This is a genomic window from Polaribacter sp. (genome assembly GCF_039939415.1).
Lineage (GTDB): Bacteria > Bacteroidota > Bacteroidia > Flavobacteriales > Flavobacteriaceae > Polaribacter.
This window is the reverse complement of record NZ_JBDVJE010000033.1, coordinates 1-19,119: the sequence shown is the minus strand read 5'-3', so window position 1 is coordinate 19,119 and position 19,119 is coordinate 1. Positions and strand designations below refer to the sequence as shown.

The following is a 19,119-nucleotide window of genomic DNA, read 5'->3' as shown; positions in this document are numbered from 1 at the left end:
ATAGCTATTGGAGCAGAAGGGTAAACAGTATCTCCTACATTTACCATTATGCTTTTATTTTTTAAAACACTATACCTTGCAAAAGTGCCATCTTCATGTTCAATAATTATTGAGTTAACATTAGATTTATATCCAAATCTTGAGGTTTTATCAGTTTTAACACCGTCAGAAGCTTTAATAACAACGCCTTTTCTAATTGCTATAACAGTATCGTTAGGTTTTGTTAAAAATTGGAAAGATCTCCAGTTTTTAGGTGCTGAATTTCCAAATTTTTCTCCTAGATAATTTAAGTTTCTAACTTTTACTTTTTTACCTTCATTGAAAGGTAAAATATATTTAAAATCTAAGTTTGGTTTTGCATTTACATTTCCAAAAATTGTTTTTGCGCTATAAGAAAAACCAATACTTTTGTTTGGTCTTATTGGTTGTAAAGTATGTATTTCTCCACCAAAACCAGTAATTGTTTTTTTTATAATATTGCCAGATGCGTTAGTCAAATTTTTAAACTTTAAAATAACTAAAACACTACAAGGGGTATCAGAATTGTAATAAAAAGAAACTGATTTATCTTTATTCCTATTATACGTAATACTTTTAGTTATTTTTTGAGAGTAGTTTAATTGAATAAAAAGAATAGTAATGAAAACAGGTAAATATTTTTTAAAAGTCATTTGGGCAAATTTTTACTAAAATACTAAAAATAGATAAATTTTAACGAAACCGTTATAGGAACTTCATGAATATAGATACCTAAAAAAACTTTTTTATTTGTACTTTTGAGAACTACATTAAACAGTACAATTTTTTTGAAAAAAACAATCCTCCTTTTAGTCTTAATAATCTCATTTTCATCTTGTAAAAAAGATACCGAGAAAACAATTTCAACTATAAAAAAAGTAAAACCTAAACCTGTTTACAAGTTTGGTTATAAGTTAGATGATTTTAAAGTGATTCAAGACACCATTAAAAGTGGAGAAAGTTTTGGGGCAATTTTAGACAGACATCACGTGTTTTACCCAAAAATTAATAAAATAGCTAGTACAATAAAAGACACTTTTGATGTTAGAAGGGTTAGAGCTGGTAAGCCTTATACCATTTTAGCTAGTAAAGACTCAACAGAAAAAGCTCAAGTTTTTATTTATAAACATAATAAAATAAACTCAACAATTATAGACTTTAAAGATTCACTAATTACTGCTAAACGTTACGAAAAACCAGTTAAAAAAGTTTTAAAAACAGTAGAAGGTGTAATTAATTCTAGCTTTTCTGTAACAATGGATAGTTTGGGTGTAAATGCAGGTGTAACCAATGAAGTTGCAGATATTTATGCATGGACTTTAGACTTTTTTAAACTTCAGAAAGGAGATTCTTTTAAACTTATGTACGAGGAAAGATTTATTGAGGATACTATTTATGCAGGTTATGGAGAAATAAAATCTGCGGTTTTTAAACATAAAGGAACAGATTTATTTGCTTTTAGATTTGTAGCAGATTCTATAAAAGGAATTCCAGAATATTATGATGATGAAGGAAATATGCTTCGTAGTCAATTTTTAAAATCACCAATAAAATTTAAATATAGAATTTCTTCTAGATATAATTTAAGAAGAAAAATTGCCTATTATGGTAATAAAGTAAGACCTCATAGAGGTACAGATTTTGCAGCCAATATTGGTACTCCTATCATTGCAACTGCAAACGGAACAGTAGTAGAATCTACTAGAAGAGGTGGTAATGGTAAATTTGTTAAAATAAAACATAATGCAACGTATTCAACTCAGTATTTACACATGAAAAATCGTAATGTTAAAAAAGGACAATATGTAAAACAAGGAGATGTAATTGGTTGGGTAGGTATGACAGGTAATACAGGTGGGCCACATGTATGTTATCGTTTTTGGAAAAATGGTAGAGAAGTAGATCCGTTTAAACAAAAACTACCATCAGCAGAACCTTTAAAGAAAAGTATTAGACCAAGATATTTTGAATTTATAAAACCTATTAAATATCAATTAGAAAATAAAACATTTCCGGTTAAAGAACCAGAAGTGATAGAAAGTATAGCAAAAAAATAAAAGAAATGGCTTTAAAAAACATCAACCCAACTACAACTAACGCTTGGAAAGAATTAACAAATCATTTTAATAATATTAAAGATATTAATATTAAAGATTTAGATAAAGAAGCAAATAGAAAAGAAGATTTTTCTATACTGTTTAATGATTTGTTGGTTGATTTTTCTAAAAATAGAATTACAAAAGAAACACTTAGCTTATTATTAGATTTAGCAAAAGAGGTTGATTTAAAAGATGCTATTGAAAAGCAATATTCTGGTGATGTAATTAATGTAACTGAAGGTAGAGAAGTTTTACATACAGCTTTAAGAAGTACTTCTGAAGCACCAATTTTGGTTGATGGAAAAAATATTAAGCCACAAATACAAGCAGCTTTAAGAAAAATTAAAAGTTTTTCTAATAAAGTTATTTCTGGAAAATGGAAAGGCTATACAGGAAAATCAATTACAGATGTTGTAAATATTGGTATAGGTGGGTCAGATTTAGGACCAGATATGGTTGTAGAATCTTTAAAGTACTATAAAAATCAATTAACAACACATTTTGTTTCTAATGTAGATGGAGATCATGTTTCTGAGATTATTAAAAACTTAAATCCAGAAACTACATTATTTGTAATTGTGTCTAAAACATTTACAACTCAAGAAACAATTTCTAATGCAGAGACTATTAAAAATTGGTTTTTAAAATCGGCAACTATTTTTGATATTCCTAAGCATTTTGTTGCAGTATCTACAAACTTAGAAGCTGTAGATAATTTTGGTATTGATAAGAAAAATGTTTTTCCAATGTGGAATTGGGTTGGAGGTCGTTTTTCACTTTGGTCTGCAGTTGGTTTATCTATAAGTTTATCTGTTGGTTTCGATAATTATAAAGAGTTATTAGAAGGAGCAGAAGAAATGGATATTCATTTTAAAAATGAAGATTTTGATAAAAATATACCTGTAATTTTAGCTCTTATAAGTATTTGGTATAACAATTTTTATAATGCAGAAACAGAAGCAGTTTTACCATATTCTCAATATTTATCTAAACTTCCTGCATATTTACAACAAGCTATTATGGAAAGTAATGGTAAAGGTGTAGATAGAAATGGAGATAAAATAAATTACCAAACAGGTACTATTGTTTGGGGAAGCACAGGTACAAATATGCAACATGCTTTTATGCAATTAGTGCATCAAGGAACAAAGTTAATTCCTGCAGATTTTATTGGTTATAAAGAATCATTATATGGTTTAACAAGTCATCATAAAAAATTAATGGCAAACTATTATGGCCAAATGGATGCTTTAGCTTTTGGTAAAACAAAAGAAGAGGTTCATTTAGAACTAAAGTTTTCTGGTGATGAAGATAAAATTGCATCACTTTTGCCTTTTAAAGTATTTGAAGGTAACAGACCTAGTAATGCTATTTTGTTCGATAAATTAACTCCACATTCTCTAGGTAAATTAATTGCGCTTTATGAACATAAAATTTTTACCCAAGGTATTTTATGGAATATTTATAGTTATGATCAATTTGGTGTAGAACTTGGTAAAGAGCTTGCAAAGAAATTATTGAATAAAGAATAATTCAATTTCAAATTACTTTTTGTAATTTTTTAACGTTTATAGTATATATAGTTAATAAGTCTGTTAATATACAACAGATTAGTTTTCAGTAGCTAAGTATTGTTTTGTTTACTTTATGTAATCTTAATTATTTGTTAAATATTAACATTTAATTAACATTAATCCTCTATGAAAACAAGATTTTTGTAGAACATTTAATAACATAAAATTAAACAATGAAAAAAATTACAAAACTTTTATTGATGTCTGTAGCATTAATATGTTCTACAGTCATGATGGCTCAAGTAACCACCTCTAGTATGAGTGGGCGAGTTACAGATACGGAAGGCTCTATTATGGGAGCAACAGTAGTTGCTACGCACACATCTTCAGGTACAGTTTACGCTAGTACTACTAATGAAGAAGGACGTTATAATTTACCAGGCTTACGTGTAGGAGGTCCTTATACAGTTGAAGTTTCTTATTTGGGGTACGGAAAAAATATAACTAGTGATATCACTGTTGGATTAGGTGCTGCTTTTGTTCACAATGTAGTTTTAAGTGAAGAAAATATCTCTTTAAGTCAAGTTGTAATTACAACGAAGAGAACAAAATTTTCAACTGATAAAACAGGTGCAGTAACTAATATTTCTAATGCACAATTGTCTGAGATGCCAACTGTTAATAGAAGTATTACTGATATAGCTCGTATTTCTCCATACGCAAACGGAATGAGTATGTCAGGTGGAGATGGTCGTTCAACTAACTTTACAGTTGATGGTGCTAACTTTAACAACAATTTTGGACTTAGTTCTAGTCTTCCAGGAGGAGGGAATCCTATTTCTTTGGATGCTATTGAAGAAGTTCAAGTTGTAATAGCTCCTTTTGATGTGCGTCAAACAAACTTTATTGGGGGAGGTATTAATGCCATTACTAAATCGGGAACTAATAAATTTAAAGGTTCTGCTTATACTTATTTTAATAATCAAGATATGCGTGGAAACAAAATTAACGGTGTTGATTTTGGAGAACGTAATGAGCAATCTACAACAACCTACGGTGTAACTTTAGGAGGACCAATTATTAAAAATAAATTATTCTTTTTTGTTAATGCGGAATCTGTTAAAACTCCAGGTCAAGTTGTAAATTGGAGACCATCAGAAGATGGTGTTGCAGATTTAGATTTATCCCTTTCTCGTACTAGTATTGCAGATATGGAGTTGGTTAGAAATCATTTAATAGATAACTATGGTTACGACCCTGGGTCTTATAGTGATTATCCTGCTGATCAAACAAATAAAAAATTGCTTGCTCGTGTTGATTGGAACATCAATAATGAGAATAAATTAAGCTTACGTTATAACTACGTTAAAAATCAAGGATGGAATGGAACCAATGGTAACTCAAATAATGCAGGTTCACGTAACAGATCAATGAATCGTATTTCTCAAAATTCTATGGCATTCTCTAATTCTACATATTCAATGGATAACATTGTAAATTCAATTTCATTGGATTTAAACAGTAGAATTTCAGATAAATTGTCAAATCAATTTTTAGCAACGTATTCTAAAATACAAGATGCACGTGGTACTAATTCTTCTCCATTCCCTTTCATTGATATAATGAATGGACTAACAGATACAGGAGCACAAATTGATGAACCATATATGTCGGCTGGTTACGAATTATTTACATGGAATAATGCTGTAAATAATAATACATATACAGTTACTAATAACTTAACGTATTATTTAGATAATCATACGATTACTGGAGGTTTAAGTTTCGAGCACCAACTAGCAAATAATTCATACATGAGAAATGGTACAGGATATTATCGTTATGCAAGTATGGATGATTTTCTTAACCAAGCAGCTCCAAGAGATTTTGCTTTAACCTATGGTTATGATGGTGAAGAAAATCCAAATGCAGAGGTTGCTTTTACGCAGTTAGGAGCTTACATTCAAGATGATTGGAATGTTAATGATAATTTTAAATTATCTTACGGAATTCGTGCTGATTATTTAAAATATAAAGATAATTTAATTACAAATAATGCGATTTACGATTTAGACTTTGGAGGAACAAATATTGATACAGGAGTGTGGCCTGAAGCTAATGTTCAGTTTTCACCAAGAGTTGGTTTTACATGGGATATTAGTGGAGATCAATCAATGAAACTTCGTGGAGGAACAGGTATTTTCTCAGGAAGATTGCCATTAGTATTCTTCACGAATATGCCAACCAATTCAGGTATGGTTCAAGGTAGTTATCAAGCTAATACAACTTATAACTCTGATGGTTCTGTAGATACAGTAGACCCTGCTTTAGCTGGTTTATCAGGTCCAATGCTTACGGATGTATCAGAAATGATTGATCAGTTAGGTTTACCAAATACAATTACTCCAGAAGATGGTGTTTTACCAAGTGCGGTTAATGCGGTAGCTACAGATTTTAAAATGCCGCAAGTATGGAAAACATCTTTAGCATTTGACTATCAAGTACCAGTTTCTTTTCCAATGCAGGTTACTGTAGAAGGAATTTACACAAAAACTTTGAGAGGTGTTATGCTTAAAAACTATAACCTAATGCAACCAGATGCTACATGGGAACGTTTTTCAGGTTCAGATAATAGATATATTTATCCTGATGAAAGTGATATCACTTATACTTCAAAAGATGCATACGTTTTATCAAACACTAGTGAAGGATGGGGAGCCATTGGGAATATTACAATAAAAGCACAACCAGTACAAGATTTAAACTTAATGGCAGCTTATACTTATACGGAGTCAAAAGAGATTTCAGGTATGCCAGGTAGTAATGCATATTCTGCATATTCTGGTTTAGATGCAGTTAATGGACCTCATTTACCAGAACTTCAACGTTCTCAGTATGTAGTGCCTAACAAAGCTATTGCTTCTGCATCATACAAATTGCCTTGGTCTAATGATTTATTAAAATCTGCTACCTTAATTAATTTATTTTATTCAGGTTATTCTCCAAATGGATATAGTTATGTTTACGAGAATGATATGAATGGTGATGGTGTTTCTACAGATTTAATTTATATACCTAAAGGAAGAGGTGATATCAATTTTGTTAGCACCGCTGATGAAGATGCTTTTTTTAATTTTATGGAACAAGACGATTACTTAAGCTCTCATAAAGGTGAATACGCTGAAGCAAACGCTGCACGTAGCCCTTGGGTACATAGTTTCGATTTAAGATTAACACGTGAATATTATATTAACGCAGGTGAATCTAAAAATACTTTACAGTTTACTTTAGATTTCATTAATGTTGGAAATATGTTAAACTCTAAATGGGGAGTAGAAAAGAATAATAGTATTTCAAATTATTCTGAAATTTTAAAATATGAGGGTGTAGATGCAGGTAACACTCCTACGTTCTCTTTTGTACAAGATAATAGTGGAGACTATTTAGATCAATCATACGATTATGATTATTATTTTGGAAATGCTTGGAAACTTCAAGTTGGTGTTAAATATTCTTTCTAAATTATAATCACTATTTATAAAATTTCTAAAAACCACCTCAAACGAGGTGGTTTTTTTATTTTTAAAATTAGTAACTTTACCGCAATAAAAAATTATTAAAAATATAATGAAAGACGTACATTCTTATTGGGCCTATTTAGTTTTAGCAATTTTAATCTTTACAGTAGTTAATGCTATTACAGGTGTTATCAAAAAAAGAACATTTACAGATAAAGATTTGAGATTAGGTTTATTTACACTAATTGTTTCTCATATACAATTATTAATTGGTTTAGGATGGTATTTTATGTCTCCTTGGTACAAGGCATTAAAAGAGAATGCAGGAGAAGTTATGGCAAATAAAGCTACAAGATTAATAGCAGTAGAACATCCTGTAACAATGATTTTAGCAATTGTATTAATTACAATTGGTTGGTCTAAGCATAAAAAGAAAACAGAAGATACTGCAAAATTTAAAACATTTACAATCTTTTATGGTGTAGCGTTATTATTGATATTGTCAAGAATACCTTGGAGTAACTGGTTTTAGAGATGAAATTTTTAAGTTATATATTATCACCAATATTTGTTTTAACTTTTGTTTTATTACTTGTAATTTTTCATCCATTTCAATGGATAAGTTTTAAATTATTTGGTTTAAAAGGGCATGCCAAAGTTGTAAATGCATTAAACTTTACTTTAGTAAAATCATTATTATTGATTGGTGTTACAGTTAAATTAATCAATAAATATAAAATTCCAGAGAATACTGCATTAGTTTTTGTTTCTAATCATCAATCTATAGCAGATATACCACCAATAGGATGGTTGTTTAGAAAATACAACCCTAAATTTGTATCAAAAATAGAATTAGGTAAAAACATACCAAGTGTTTCTTTCAATTTAAAAAATGGAGGAGGAGCTCTAATCGATAGAAAAAATCCAAAACAATCAATTAGTGAATTAATTAATTTTTCTAAGAGAATTAACCAAAATAAATGGGGAGCAGTTATTTTTCCAGAAGGAACTAGAGGTAGAAACGGAAAGCCTAAAAAATTTGCTAAAAGCGGTTTAAGTGTTATTGCAAAATTTAACAAAGAAGGTTATGTAGTACCATTAACAATAAATAATTCTTGGAAAATTTTCGAATACGGAAAATTTCCTTTAGGTATAGGTAATCCAATTACAATTACAGCTCACAAACCAATTAAAATAAATTCATTACCTTTTGATGAATTGATAGAAAAAACAGAAACAGTTATAAAAGACCACATAAAATAAAACCATGTCTATACACAACGTCAGAAAAGAAGTAATGCTAACTTTAGAGAAAAGTATGCAAACCTTTGTAGACAAATTTTTAATCCCAGCAGAAAAAATTTGGCAACCTACAGACTTCTTACCAAACTCTCAAAAAGATTCTTTTATTTCAGAAGTAGAAGAAATAAGAGAATTATCTAAAGAATTACATGATGACTTTTGGGTAGTTTTAGTAGGAGATACCATTACAGAAGAAGCACTACCAACCTACGAATCTTGGTTATTAGATTTAGACGGAGTTTCACAAGACCCAGATAATAGTTGGGCAAAATGGGTAAGAACCTGGACTGCAGAAGAAAACAGACATGGAGATGTTTTAAATAAATACTTGTATTTATCTGGTAGAGTAAACATGCGCGAAGTAGAAATAACTACACAACATCTAATAACAGATGGTTTTGATATTGGTACATCAACAGATCCATATAAAAACTTTGTGTACACAACATTTCAAGAATTAGCAACCTATATTTCACATAATAATGTAGCTAAAATTGCACGAAAAAAAGGACACAAAGCATTAGCAAAAATGTCTAAAATTATTGCAGGAGATGAAATGCGTCATCACCAAGCATACGCACATTTTGTAAAAGAAATTTTTAAAATTGATCCAAGTGAAATGATGTTGGCGTTTCAACACATGATGAAATATAAAATTGTAATGCCTGCAATGCATTTAAGAGAATCTTATGGAGAAAAAGGAAGTTTATTCGATGATTTCTCTTCTGTAGCACAAAGAGTAGGTGTTTATACAGGTTTCGATTATGTAGATATTTTAAGGAAATTAAATAAAATGTGGGAAATAGATAAGATTACAAATCTTACACCAGAAGCAGAAAAAGCAAGAGATTATTTAATGAAATTACCAGACAGAATGTACAGAATTACAGAAAGAATTGTAATTCCAGACACAAAGTTTAATTTTAAATGGATGATTCCAGCATAGTTTTTTAAGAAGCTATTTCCTGCTTTTCACTATATCTTTTTGTGAAAAACAAAAAGGATGTCGTTTCAATCAGGGCTAAACTTGTTTGCGAACATCTTTAAATTATATAGACTCTTCATGTTTTTAAAACCTGAAGAGTTTTTTTATTATAAAAAACAAATATTAGACAAGTATCCGTTAATAGATTAAACACAAATAAAAAATTAAAACAAGATGAAACTAGATCAAAAAGTAATAATAGTAACAGGTTCTTCTAAAGGAATAGGCAAAGAAATTGCAATTCTTTTGGCAAAAAACGGAGCAAAAGTTGTAATAAATCATTCAAATAGTCAAACAGATGCAAATAAAACTTTAGATATAATTACTAAATCTGGCGGAACAGCCATTTCAATAAAAGCAGATGTAAGTAAAAGTATTGAAGTAACTCAATTATTTGATAAAACAATAGCACATTTTGGTAAAATAGATGTTTTAATTAACAATGCTGGAATTATGGTTAGCAAACTAATAAAAGACAATACTCAAGAAGATTTTACAAGACAATTTGATGTTAATGTAAGAGGAGTTTTTAATACTTTACAAGAAGCACATTCTAAATTAGCAGATAATGGAAATATTATCAATTTTTCATCTAGTACTGTAAAATTAATGTTTCCTACATACGCTTTATACTCAGCATCCAAAGCTGCAGTTGAGCAAATGACAAGAGTTTTTTCTAAAGAAATTGGTAGAGGAATTTCTGTAAACTCAATTGCACCAGGAGCTACAGAAACGGAGTTGTTTTTAAAAGGAAAATCACAAGAAGTTATAGATAAATTAAGTGCTATGAATGCTTTTAATAGATTGGCAAAACCAATAGATATTGCTAAAGTAGTTTTGTTTTTAGCTAGTGACGATTCTAAATGGATCTCTGGACAAGTTATTGGAGCAAACGGAGCTTTAGTGTAAAAAAACTTAAAATAAAATGAAGTTTTTGTATTGCTAATGTTATTTTAAATAGAGAAAACTATTTTAAAATGATAAATGAATCTTTATCATTTAAAAAACCTAATTTTTTACGAATCTTGTTTTGGTTTTCTTTATTTAATGTTGTTTTAACAATTCCAACTTCATTAACTTTTAAGTTCGCAATTTCTTCACCCAAACAATCAAGAATTAAAGAATTTCCAGAATAATCATAATTATTTGCATCTTTACCAGTTCTATTTACACCTATAACGTAACTCATATTTTCAATTGCACGCGCTTTTAAAAGCGTATCCCAAGCTTTAATTCTTTTAACAGGCCAATTTGCCATATAAATTAAAAGATCGTAATTATCTGTATTTCTAGCCCAAACAGAAAAACGTAAATCATAACAAATTAACGGGCAAATTTTCCATCCTTTATAATTTACAATTAGTTTTTCTGTTCCAGAAGTGTACACTTTATCTTCACCAGCTAAAGAAAAAGAATGTCTTTTATTGTAGCACTCTATTTCTGTTGAAGGATGTACAAAAACGAATCTGTTATAATAATTATCATTTTCTTCTATTACCAAACTTCCGCAGATAGCAATTTTATTTTTTGAAGCCATTTTTTTCATCCAAGAAACTGATTTACCATTCATTTTTTCAGCAACATTTTCAGGCTTCATAGTAAAACCAGTTGTAAACATTTCTGGTAACACAACTAAATCTATATTTGCATCTAGAGAAGTTATTTTTTCTTCAAAAAAGGCAATATTTTTAGTAGCGTTTTCCCAGATTAAATTGGCTTGAATTCCTACAACGTTCAATTCGTTTTGCATTTTTTTATTCTTAAAATTAAAAAATTGATTACTCAAAAATAGGATAAAAATTGTAATTTGGTAATTATTATTAACCTCTCGACTGCGCTCGAGGAGACAAGTTCTCTTTGATGTCAGGTCGAGCGCAGTCGAGACCTAATTTTTATTATGCAAACTTTTATTTCTAATACATTAGATGATATTTTAAAAACTACAAAATCTTTTCAAGATGTTGTTTTTGTATTACCTTCTCAAAGATCAAAAGTATTTGTAAAACAAACTTTTAAAGATAAAATTTCTGTAGGTTTTTTGCCAGAAATTATAAATGTAGAACAGTTTATAAACAAAGTTTCTGGAATAGAAAAAGCAGATAGTATTCAGTTATTATTTCACTTTTATACAATTTATAAAGGTCTAGAGAAAGACCCTGTAGCTTTTGATGTTTTTGCCTCTTGGGCATTTACAGTAATTCAAGATTTTAATGAAATAGACCAACATTTAATAGATACAAAACAAATATTTGTTTATTTAAGAGATATTCAGCGTTTAAAAAAATGGTCTGTAAAAGGCGAATTTAAAGAAACAGAATTAATGAAAAATCATGATTCATTTCTAGAAAAATTAAACACTTTTTATAATGCTTTTTATCAATTTTTATTACAAAAAAATATAGGATACCAAGGTTTAATCTATAGAGAGTCTTGCAAAAAAATAGATGCTTTTTTAGAGAAAAATTCAAATAAAAAATTCTTTATCATTGGTTTTAATGCTTTAAATACTGCAGAAGAATATCTGTTTCAAAAAGTTTTAGAAACAGGTAATTCAGATATTTATTGGGATATTGATGAAGTTTTTTTTAATGGAAATCATCAAGCAGGAAAGTTTATAAGAAGATATAAGGAAGAGTGGAAATATTATGAGAAAAATGAAATTAAAACCTTAGGAAATTCTTTTTCACAACCTAAAAAAATTGAGGTTATTGGAGCTTCAAAAAATACAACTCAAATAAAATACGCAGGAGAAATTTTAGAAAATATAACCGATTTTAAAAACACAGCTTTGGTTTTAGCAGATGAAACGTTGTTGCCAATCACCTTAAACTCATTACCAAAAAACATAAATGCAATTAACATAACAATGGGATATCCTCTAAAAGATGTGCCAACTACAAGTTTGTTGTTTTCTATATTTCAATTATTTGTTTCTCAAGATAAATTGCAAAAATCTATTGTAAACGAATTCTATTATAAAGATGTAATTCGCTTTTTAAAACATCAATCTATTTCTAAATTAATTCCAGAAATAGATGCTTTTTCAGATGAAATTGCAAAGCAAAACCAAACATTTATCAATAGTAATCATATAGGTAAGGTGCTAGAAAATAGCAATATAGAGTTAAAAGAAATTATACTTTCAATATTTAAAGCAAATAAGGCTGTAGATGAGTTTATAGATAGAATTTTAAATTTAATTAATTTTTTAAAAGAAGATGTTTCAGAATTAGAAAAGGAATATTTTTTTAGATTTTATACCACTTTTACTCAGTTAAAAATATTACAAAAAGAGTTTAAATATTTTCCAGATTTAAAAACCTTAGCACTTTTTTTTCGACAATTAATTTCATCAGAAAGTTTATCTTTTCAAGGAGAACCCTTAAGAGGTTTACAATTAATGGGAATGTTAGAAACACGTGTTTTAGATTTCGAAAACATTATTTTAGTTTCTACTAATGAAGGGGTATTGCCAGCAAGTAGCCAGCAAAATTCTTTTATTCCTTTTGATGTAAAAATCGAATTTGGCCTACCAACTTACAGAGAAAAAGATGCCATTTTTTCGTATCACTTTTTTAGATTAATGCAAAGAGCAAAAAACGTTTTTATTCTTTATAATACAGAACATGATGTTTTTGGAAGCGGAGAAAAAAGCAGATTTGTAACACAATTAGAAATGATGCGTACAGATGTTGTTCAAAAAATAGTTGCTCCAAAAGTTATCAATCAAAAAATTGAATTAAAAGAAATAAAAAAAGACAAAACTGTTTTAAAAAAGCTAAAAGAATTGGCAAAAAAAGGAATTTCTCCTTCTGCATTAACTAATTATTTATACAACCCAATATCTTTTTACAAACAAAAAATTCTAAAACTAAAAGAATTCGAAGATGTAGAAGAAACAGTTGCTTATAACACACTAGGTACTGTGGTTCATGAAACGTTAGATGAATTATTTACGCCTTTTGTTGGTAAATTCTTATTGGAGCAAGATGTGGATTTGATGAAAGAAAAATCTAATGAGTTAGTTACAAAATACTTTAAAATAGAATTTAAAAAAGGAGATATTTCAACAGGTAGAAATCGTTTAATTTTTGAAGTAGCAAATAGATTTGTAAATAATTTTTTATCACAAGAAAAAGAGCTTTTAAAAGACAAAAAAAATCAATTAAGAATCATTGCAACAGAAGAAAATTTAGCAACAGAAATTGCAATTGATGGAATCGATTTCCCAATAAAAATTCATGGACAAGTAGATAGGGTAGATGAATTAAATGGTGTTATAAGAATCATCGATTACAAAACAGGAATGGTAAGTAATGCCAATTTAAAAGTGTTAGATTTCGAAATGTTAAGAGAAAAAGAACAACATAAAGCTATCCAAGTTTTGTTGTATGCATATTTGTATACAAAAAGTAAAAAATATAATTTTAATCAACCTTTAGAAGCAGGTATTTATTCTTTTAAAAACTTAAATAGTGGCTTTTTATCTGTCAATTTCTCATCAAATTACAGAAAACCAGATTTAGAAATTACTGAAGAAAGATTAGAAGAATTTATAAATGTAATTAAAACCTACATCAAAGAGATTTATACACTTGATGTAGATTTTATTGAGCCTGCAGATTTGAAATATTAGGCTTTGCTTTTTATTAAGTATCTTTATATTATGAAAAATAGTTACGACCAACTTAAAATAGCATATTCAGAAACAGATAAAGAATCTTATAGCGTTAAATTGATGTCTGTTTTTCTTATTTTAATTTTTACATTAGTACCTCTTGCAGAAATTGTTACAGATTTACATTATAACTCTATAAATTATATGCCACAACTTCTTTTTGCGCTAATGATTTAGATTTTCTAAACAATGTTTTATCATTTAAAGAAATGCAATAAACTATTCACCTTTCAAAATCAATAAAGGTATAGGAGCAAAAAATTCTTTTTTAAGAATTATATTCTTTTCCCATAATTTTTTAAAGAAACCTCTTTTTCGTTTAAAAACACAAAGCATATCAGGGTTTTGTGTTTTAAAATGTTCTAAAACACCTTGAAAAGTAGTTGCATTTTCTGTGGTTGTAAGAGAAGTTTGTAAAGCGGTTAAACCTTCATTTATTTCGCCATCTTTTTCTGTAAAATTTGGAGTTTTAACCAAAAGAGAATTCACTTTAGAATTAAATTTTTTAACAATAAGTTTTAATGGATTTAAAGCTGTACTTCTATTTATAATACCAGATTTAAAAGCCACTAATACACTTTTAATAGGAATATAAATATAATTTTCTGGTACTGCCAATATCGCAATATTTGTTAATTTTACTAAACCTCCAGCAGTACTTCCTAAAAAAGTACTTTCTTTAAAAGAGTTACTTTTTGCACCAACAATTATTAAATCAATTCCTATTTTTTTATCAATAGCTTCTACACTTTCAATAACACTTCCTTTAGACGAAATTAATTTTACGTCCACATTTTTTCTATCAACACTATTCACCATTGTACGCAAATATAAATTTGTTTCGCGCTCAATAATAGCAGTCATATTTACCATACTTCCTGCTTTAGATTTTGCTTTGTAAGCTCTAAAAACAGATACATCAGCATTTATTTCAGAGGCAAAATCAATTGCATATTGTAAAGTAGTTTGTGCAGTTTCTGTAGATCCAATAGGTACCAAAATATGTTTCATCTTCATAAAATTTAATAATGCAAAGTTACATATTTTTTTTTGGCGTTACCACAAGGGTCAGGCTTTTCGTTACAAGTCCTCGTTCGTTCCTCACTGTGGGCTTTTTACTACAATCCTTAACGCAAAACTAGTTATCTTTGAAAAATTTAGAAATGAAGACAAATATTAGTTTAAAAACAATCAATAAATTGGCAATTCCTGCTTTAATAGCGGGTATTGCAGAACCTTTATTGTCTATTACAGATACCGCTATTATTGGAAACATAAATGAAAACGCAACAGAAAGTTTAGCAGCAGTTGGTATTGTTGGAGCCTTTATTTCGATGTTAATTTGGGTTTTTGGACAAATAAGAAGTGCAATTTCTTCTATTATTTCGCAATATGTTGGCGCAAATAAATTAGATGAAGTAAAAACCTTACCAGCACAAGCAATTGCAATTGTAGTTTTAGGAAGTCTCTTGGTTTTAGCAATTTCGTATCCGTTTGCAGAACAAATATTTCAGTTTTATAACGCCTCAGCAGAAGTTTTAGAATATTGTATCACCTATTTTGAAATACGAATTTTTGGCTTTCCATTTTCACTCTTTGTATTTGCTGTTTTTGGAACGTTTAGAGGTTTGCAAAACACGTATTATCCAATGATAATTGCAATTATTGGAGCATTATTAAATATTGTTTTAGATCTTATTTTTGTATACGGAATTGAAGGATATATTCCTGCAATGAATATTGAAGGCGCAGCGTATGCGAGTATAATTGCTCAAATAACCATGGCAATTATAGCAGTAATTTTACTATTAAAAAAAACACCAATTACTTTAAAGATAAGTTTTCCATTTCATAAAGAAATTCCTCGTTTATTAGGGATGATTGCAAATCTTTTTGTAAGAACTATAGCACTAAATGTAGCATTATATTTTGCAACTGCGTATGCAACAGGGTATGGAAAAGAATACATTGCAGCTTATACTATAGGAATCAATATTTGGTTGTTAGGCGCTTTTATGATTGATGGGTATTCTAGTGCAGGAAATATTTTATCTGGTAAATTTTTGGGAGCAAAAGATTATAATTCTCTAGTTGTATTAAGCAATAAGCTTTTTAAATATGGATTAATAACAGGAGTAATTATTACTTTGTTAGGTGCTGTTTTTTATAATTTTATAGGACAAATTTTCACAAAAGATCCAACAGTTTTAAAAGAGTTTTACAATGTTTTTTGGATTGTTCTTTTAACACAACCCATAAGCGCAATTACTTTTATTTTTGATGGAATGTTTAAAGGAATGGGAGAAATGAAATATTTAAGAAACCTTTTAATACTTTCAACCGGATTTGTTTTTATTCCAACTTTGTTGGTTTTCGATTATTACAATTTAAAACTAACTGCAATTTGGATTGCTTTTACATTTTGGATCATTGCAAGAGGTTTACCTTTAATTATTAAGTTTAGAAAGCAATTTTTACCACTTGTAAAAAGTAAATAGTTTGCTTTGTCATTGCGAGTTTATGAAGCAATCTCATATTAGATTTTTCAATCAATAAAAAGTCTCATTTAGAAATGACAATCAAAATAAAATCTACTATTTTTACAAAAAGAAACGTTTTATGATAACCAGAAGACAAAACGGAAGTTTATACACCAATATTCAAAATAACATTGCTACTATAGAATTTGGTCACCCAGCTAGTAATTCTTTTCCAAGTGAATTGTTAGAGCGATTAACTAAAGAGTTAAATACAATAAAAAATAACGATTCAGTTTCTGTTATTATTTTAAAATCTGAAGGAGAAAGAGCTTTTTGTGCAGGTGCTTCTTTTGATGAATTGGTTGCTATTTCTAATTTAGAAAAAGGCAAACAATTTTTTGCTGGTTTTGCAAATGTTATCAATGCCATGAGAACTTGCAGAAAATTGATTATTGGTAGAGTTCAAGGAAAATCTGTTGGTGGTGGAGTTGGTTTAGCTGCTGCTTGCGATTATGTTTTGGCTACAGAAAATGCTTCTATTAAATTATCAGAATTTACAATAGGAATTGGCCCTTTTGTAATAGAGCCTGCTGTAACTCGTAAAATAGGAATTGCAGGAACTGCAGAATTAACTTTAGATGCCACAAGCTGGAAAAATGCTTATTGGGCAAAAGAAAAAGGGTTGTTTGCAAAGGTATATGAAACTCAAAAAGAGTTAGATGATGAAGTAGCAATTTTATCTGAAAAATTAGCATCTTATGACCCAGAAGCTTTAGCTGAAATGAAAAAGGTTTTGTGGGAAGGAACAGATAACTGGAATGATTTATTAGCAGAAAGAGCAGAAATTTCTGGAAAATTGGTACTGTCTGATTATACTAAAAAAGCATTGTCAAAATTTAAGAAATAGCTATATGAAAATCATTTCAACCAATATTGGAGAAAAAAAAGAAATAGATTGGAAAGGTAAAAAAGTAACTACAGGTATTTTTAAATATAGTGTAGATAAACCTATTTTTTTAGATACAGAAGATGTAAAAGGAGATGCAATTTGTAACAGAGAAAATCATGGAGGTATTTTGCAAGCTGTTTATGGCTATTCGTTAAAACATTACGCTTTTTTTAAAGAATTGTATCCAAACTTAGAATTTGAAATGGGAATCTTTGGAGAAAATCTTACTGTTGATGATTTAGATGAAACAAAATTACATCAAGGAGATACTTTTAAGTTAGGAGATACTATTTTAGAAGTAACTGTACAAAGAAATCCTTGTATGAAATTAGGAGTTCGTTTTAATGATATGAAAATTGTAAAACAATTTTGGAATACTACTTTTTGCGGTGTTTATTTTAAAGTACTTCAAACAGGATTTGTAAAAGCAGGAGATATTTTTGAACAAATTAAATCTTGCCCAGAAAACCCAACCATTGCAGAATTGTATGTTGCTAAAAGAGTTGCAAAAGGGATGTGATGAAACTTGAAAATAATTGGAAACAAAAGACTTTAGAAAGTTTAGAAAAAGTAAATTCTACAATAATTGAAGACGATTCATATTTATTGATGACTTGTATAAATTAAGAAAAAAGCAATTAAAATGCTTTACAGTTGAGGATATACGAATTATGATTGGTCAAGATATTGGACTTTATTTTTTGATACCATTAGCAATAGGTGAATTGGAAAAATATATTCTTGTTGAAGGTGATTTTTATGAAGGAGATTTACTGAAAATGGTTTTAATGTCTGATGTCAATTATTGGAAAAAAGAGAAAGATAATTGGAAGTTGATTTGTCAATTGTTCGAAAATAATAAACAAAAAATCGAAGAATTTTGTTATCAAAATGAAGAGAAGAATAAATGGTTAGTTGAATTTGATAAATTCAAGAATTTCAACTAAACTGTTTCTTCTTTTTTATGCAAAAAACGAGTCAGTTTCATAGAAAGATCTAACAAAATAATTTTTGCATTTCCATTTCTTTCAATGTGATACATAGCATCATTCAATTCTTTTTCTATCTCTAAAATGTTTCCACTATGCACAAAAGGAGCAAATTTAGATAAGTTAAAACCTGTTTTTGTTTCCATAAATACTAGGTTTTTAGAACTATAATTTAGCAACATAGCTTGTCTAAAAAATTGCAAACAATACTCTAAAAAACGTTTTTGAGTTTCACGACCAGTTTTAGCAATAGTATCAGACCATTCTATTAATTGTTGCACAACAGCAGCATTACCTTTGGCTCTAAAAGCAGTTCTAACCCAAGCAACAAACCATTCTTCAAAAATAAAATCTGAAGAATCATTTTGTAAAAAATGTATTGCTTTGTTAAAATTTCCTTCTGCTTGATGTGCAATTTTAGCAGCATCGTTATCAGAAACTTGATGATTAACAACCAAAGCATTCGAAATATCTTGTTCGCTTAAAGCAGGAAAATGCAAAGCCTGACAACGAGATTTAATTGTATTTATAATTTGTTCTTCGTTTTCTGTAATTAAAAGGAAGACCGTTTTTTCTGGTGGTTCTTC

16 protein-coding genes and 1 pseudogene are annotated in these 19,119 nt (G+C 28.8%); 13 read left to right on the top strand and 4 right to left on the bottom strand.

Features of this window, described 5'->3' with window-relative positions; all coding sequences use genetic code 11:
• Window positions 1–671, bottom strand: a 671-nt coding sequence (locus tag ABJG40_RS05350) for a hypothetical protein (protein ID WP_348023542.1), incomplete at its 3' end; no start/stop codon positions are given.
• Window positions 672–806: 135 nt separating this feature from the next.
• Between ABJG40_RS05350 and ABJG40_RS05345 the strand changes: the two genes are divergently transcribed.
• The 7 genes from ABJG40_RS05345 to ABJG40_RS05315 all read left to right on the top strand — a co-directional run bounded on the left by ABJG40_RS05345 (window position 807) and on the right by ABJG40_RS05315 (window position 10,345).
• Window positions 807–2,075, top strand: a complete 1,269-nt coding sequence (locus ABJG40_RS05345; protein WP_348023541.1) for a peptidoglycan DD-metalloendopeptidase family protein — start codon at window positions 807–809, stop codon at window positions 2,073–2,075.
• Between the two features lie 5 nt (window positions 2,076–2,080).
• Complete coding sequence (gene pgi / locus ABJG40_RS05340; RefSeq protein WP_348023540.1) at window positions 2,081–3,649, top strand: glucose-6-phosphate isomerase; 1,569 nt, start codon at window positions 2,081–2,083, stop codon at window positions 3,647–3,649.
• 215 nt (window positions 3,650–3,864) lie between these two features.
• A complete protein-coding gene (locus ABJG40_RS05335; protein ID WP_348023539.1) occupies window positions 3,865–7,152 on the top strand; it encodes a TonB-dependent receptor in 3,288 nt (1,095 codons plus the stop codon).
• A gap of 106 nt (window positions 7,153–7,258) precedes the next feature.
• Complete coding sequence (locus ABJG40_RS05330; protein ID WP_348023538.1) at window positions 7,259–7,681, top strand: hypothetical protein; 423 nt, start codon at window positions 7,259–7,261, stop codon at window positions 7,679–7,681.
• Window positions 7,682–7,683: 2 nt separating this feature from the next.
• Complete coding sequence (locus ABJG40_RS05325) at window positions 7,684–8,412, top strand: lysophospholipid acyltransferase family protein (protein ID WP_348023537.1); 729 nt, start codon at window positions 7,684–7,686, stop codon at window positions 8,410–8,412.
• Between the two features lie 4 nt (window positions 8,413–8,416).
• Window positions 8,417–9,397 (top strand): acyl-ACP desaturase, encoded by a 981-nt coding sequence (locus tag ABJG40_RS05320; RefSeq protein ID WP_348023536.1) that lies wholly within the window; start codon window positions 8,417–8,419, stop codon window positions 9,395–9,397.
• Between the two features lie 213 nt (window positions 9,398–9,610).
• The gene (locus ABJG40_RS05315) at window positions 9,611–10,345 is read left to right on the top strand and encodes an SDR family oxidoreductase (protein ID WP_348023535.1); all 735 of its coding nucleotides are present in this window, start codon (window positions 9,611–9,613) and stop codon (window positions 10,343–10,345) included.
• A 58-nt stretch (window positions 10,346–10,403) separates the two neighbouring features.
• On the opposite strand, the gene ABJG40_RS05310 is transcribed toward ABJG40_RS05315, so the two are convergent.
• The gene (locus tag ABJG40_RS05310) at window positions 10,404–11,186 is read right to left on the bottom strand and encodes an amidohydrolase (protein WP_348023534.1); all 783 of its coding nucleotides are present in this window, start codon (window positions 11,184–11,186) and stop codon (window positions 10,404–10,406) included.
• 147 nt (window positions 11,187–11,333) lie between these two features.
• On the opposite strand from ABJG40_RS05310, the gene ABJG40_RS05305 reads away from it, so the two are divergent.
• Window positions 11,334–14,072, top strand: a complete 2,739-nt coding sequence (locus ABJG40_RS05305; RefSeq protein WP_348023533.1) for a PD-(D/E)XK nuclease family protein — start codon at window positions 11,334–11,336, stop codon at window positions 14,070–14,072.
• Between the two features lie 30 nt (window positions 14,073–14,102).
• On the top strand, window positions 14,103–14,291 hold the full coding sequence (locus ABJG40_RS05300) for a hypothetical protein (RefSeq protein ID WP_348023532.1): 189 nt from the start codon (window positions 14,103–14,105) through the stop codon (window positions 14,289–14,291).
• Window positions 14,292–14,333: 42 nt separating this feature from the next.
• On the opposite strand, the gene ABJG40_RS05295 is transcribed toward ABJG40_RS05300, so the two are convergent.
• Window positions 14,334–15,125 (bottom strand): universal stress protein, encoded by a 792-nt coding sequence (locus ABJG40_RS05295; protein ID WP_348023531.1) that lies wholly within the window; start codon window positions 15,123–15,125, stop codon window positions 14,334–14,336.
• 152 nt (window positions 15,126–15,277) lie between these two features.
• Between ABJG40_RS05295 and ABJG40_RS05290 the strand changes: the two genes are divergently transcribed.
• The 4 genes from ABJG40_RS05290 to ABJG40_RS05275 all read left to right on the top strand — a co-directional run bounded on the left by ABJG40_RS05290 (window position 15,278) and on the right by ABJG40_RS05275 (window position 18,490).
• Window positions 15,278–16,612: an MATE family efflux transporter gene (locus ABJG40_RS05290; protein ID WP_348023530.1), complete on the top strand. Its 1,335-nt coding sequence runs from the start codon at window positions 15,278–15,280 to the stop codon at window positions 16,610–16,612.
• Between the two features lie 121 nt (window positions 16,613–16,733).
• A complete protein-coding gene (locus ABJG40_RS05285) occupies window positions 16,734–17,501 on the top strand; it encodes an enoyl-CoA hydratase/isomerase family protein (protein ID WP_348023529.1) in 768 nt (255 codons plus the stop codon).
• Between the two features lie 4 nt (window positions 17,502–17,505).
• On the top strand, window positions 17,506–18,063 hold the full coding sequence (locus ABJG40_RS05280; RefSeq protein ID WP_348023528.1) for an MOSC domain-containing protein: 558 nt from the start codon (window positions 17,506–17,508) through the stop codon (window positions 18,061–18,063).
• Between the two features lie 151 nt (window positions 18,064–18,214).
• A complete protein-coding gene (locus ABJG40_RS05275; RefSeq protein WP_348023527.1) occupies window positions 18,215–18,490 on the top strand; it encodes a contact-dependent growth inhibition system immunity protein in 276 nt (91 codons plus the stop codon).
• Here ABJG40_RS05275 and ABJG40_RS05270 read toward each other — a convergent pair.
• Window positions 18,487–19,119: pseudogene (locus tag ABJG40_RS05270) on the bottom strand (DNA polymerase III subunit delta'); the annotation flags it as partial. The gene ABJG40_RS05275 and the pseudogene ABJG40_RS05270 sit on opposite strands and share 4 nt — an antisense overlap.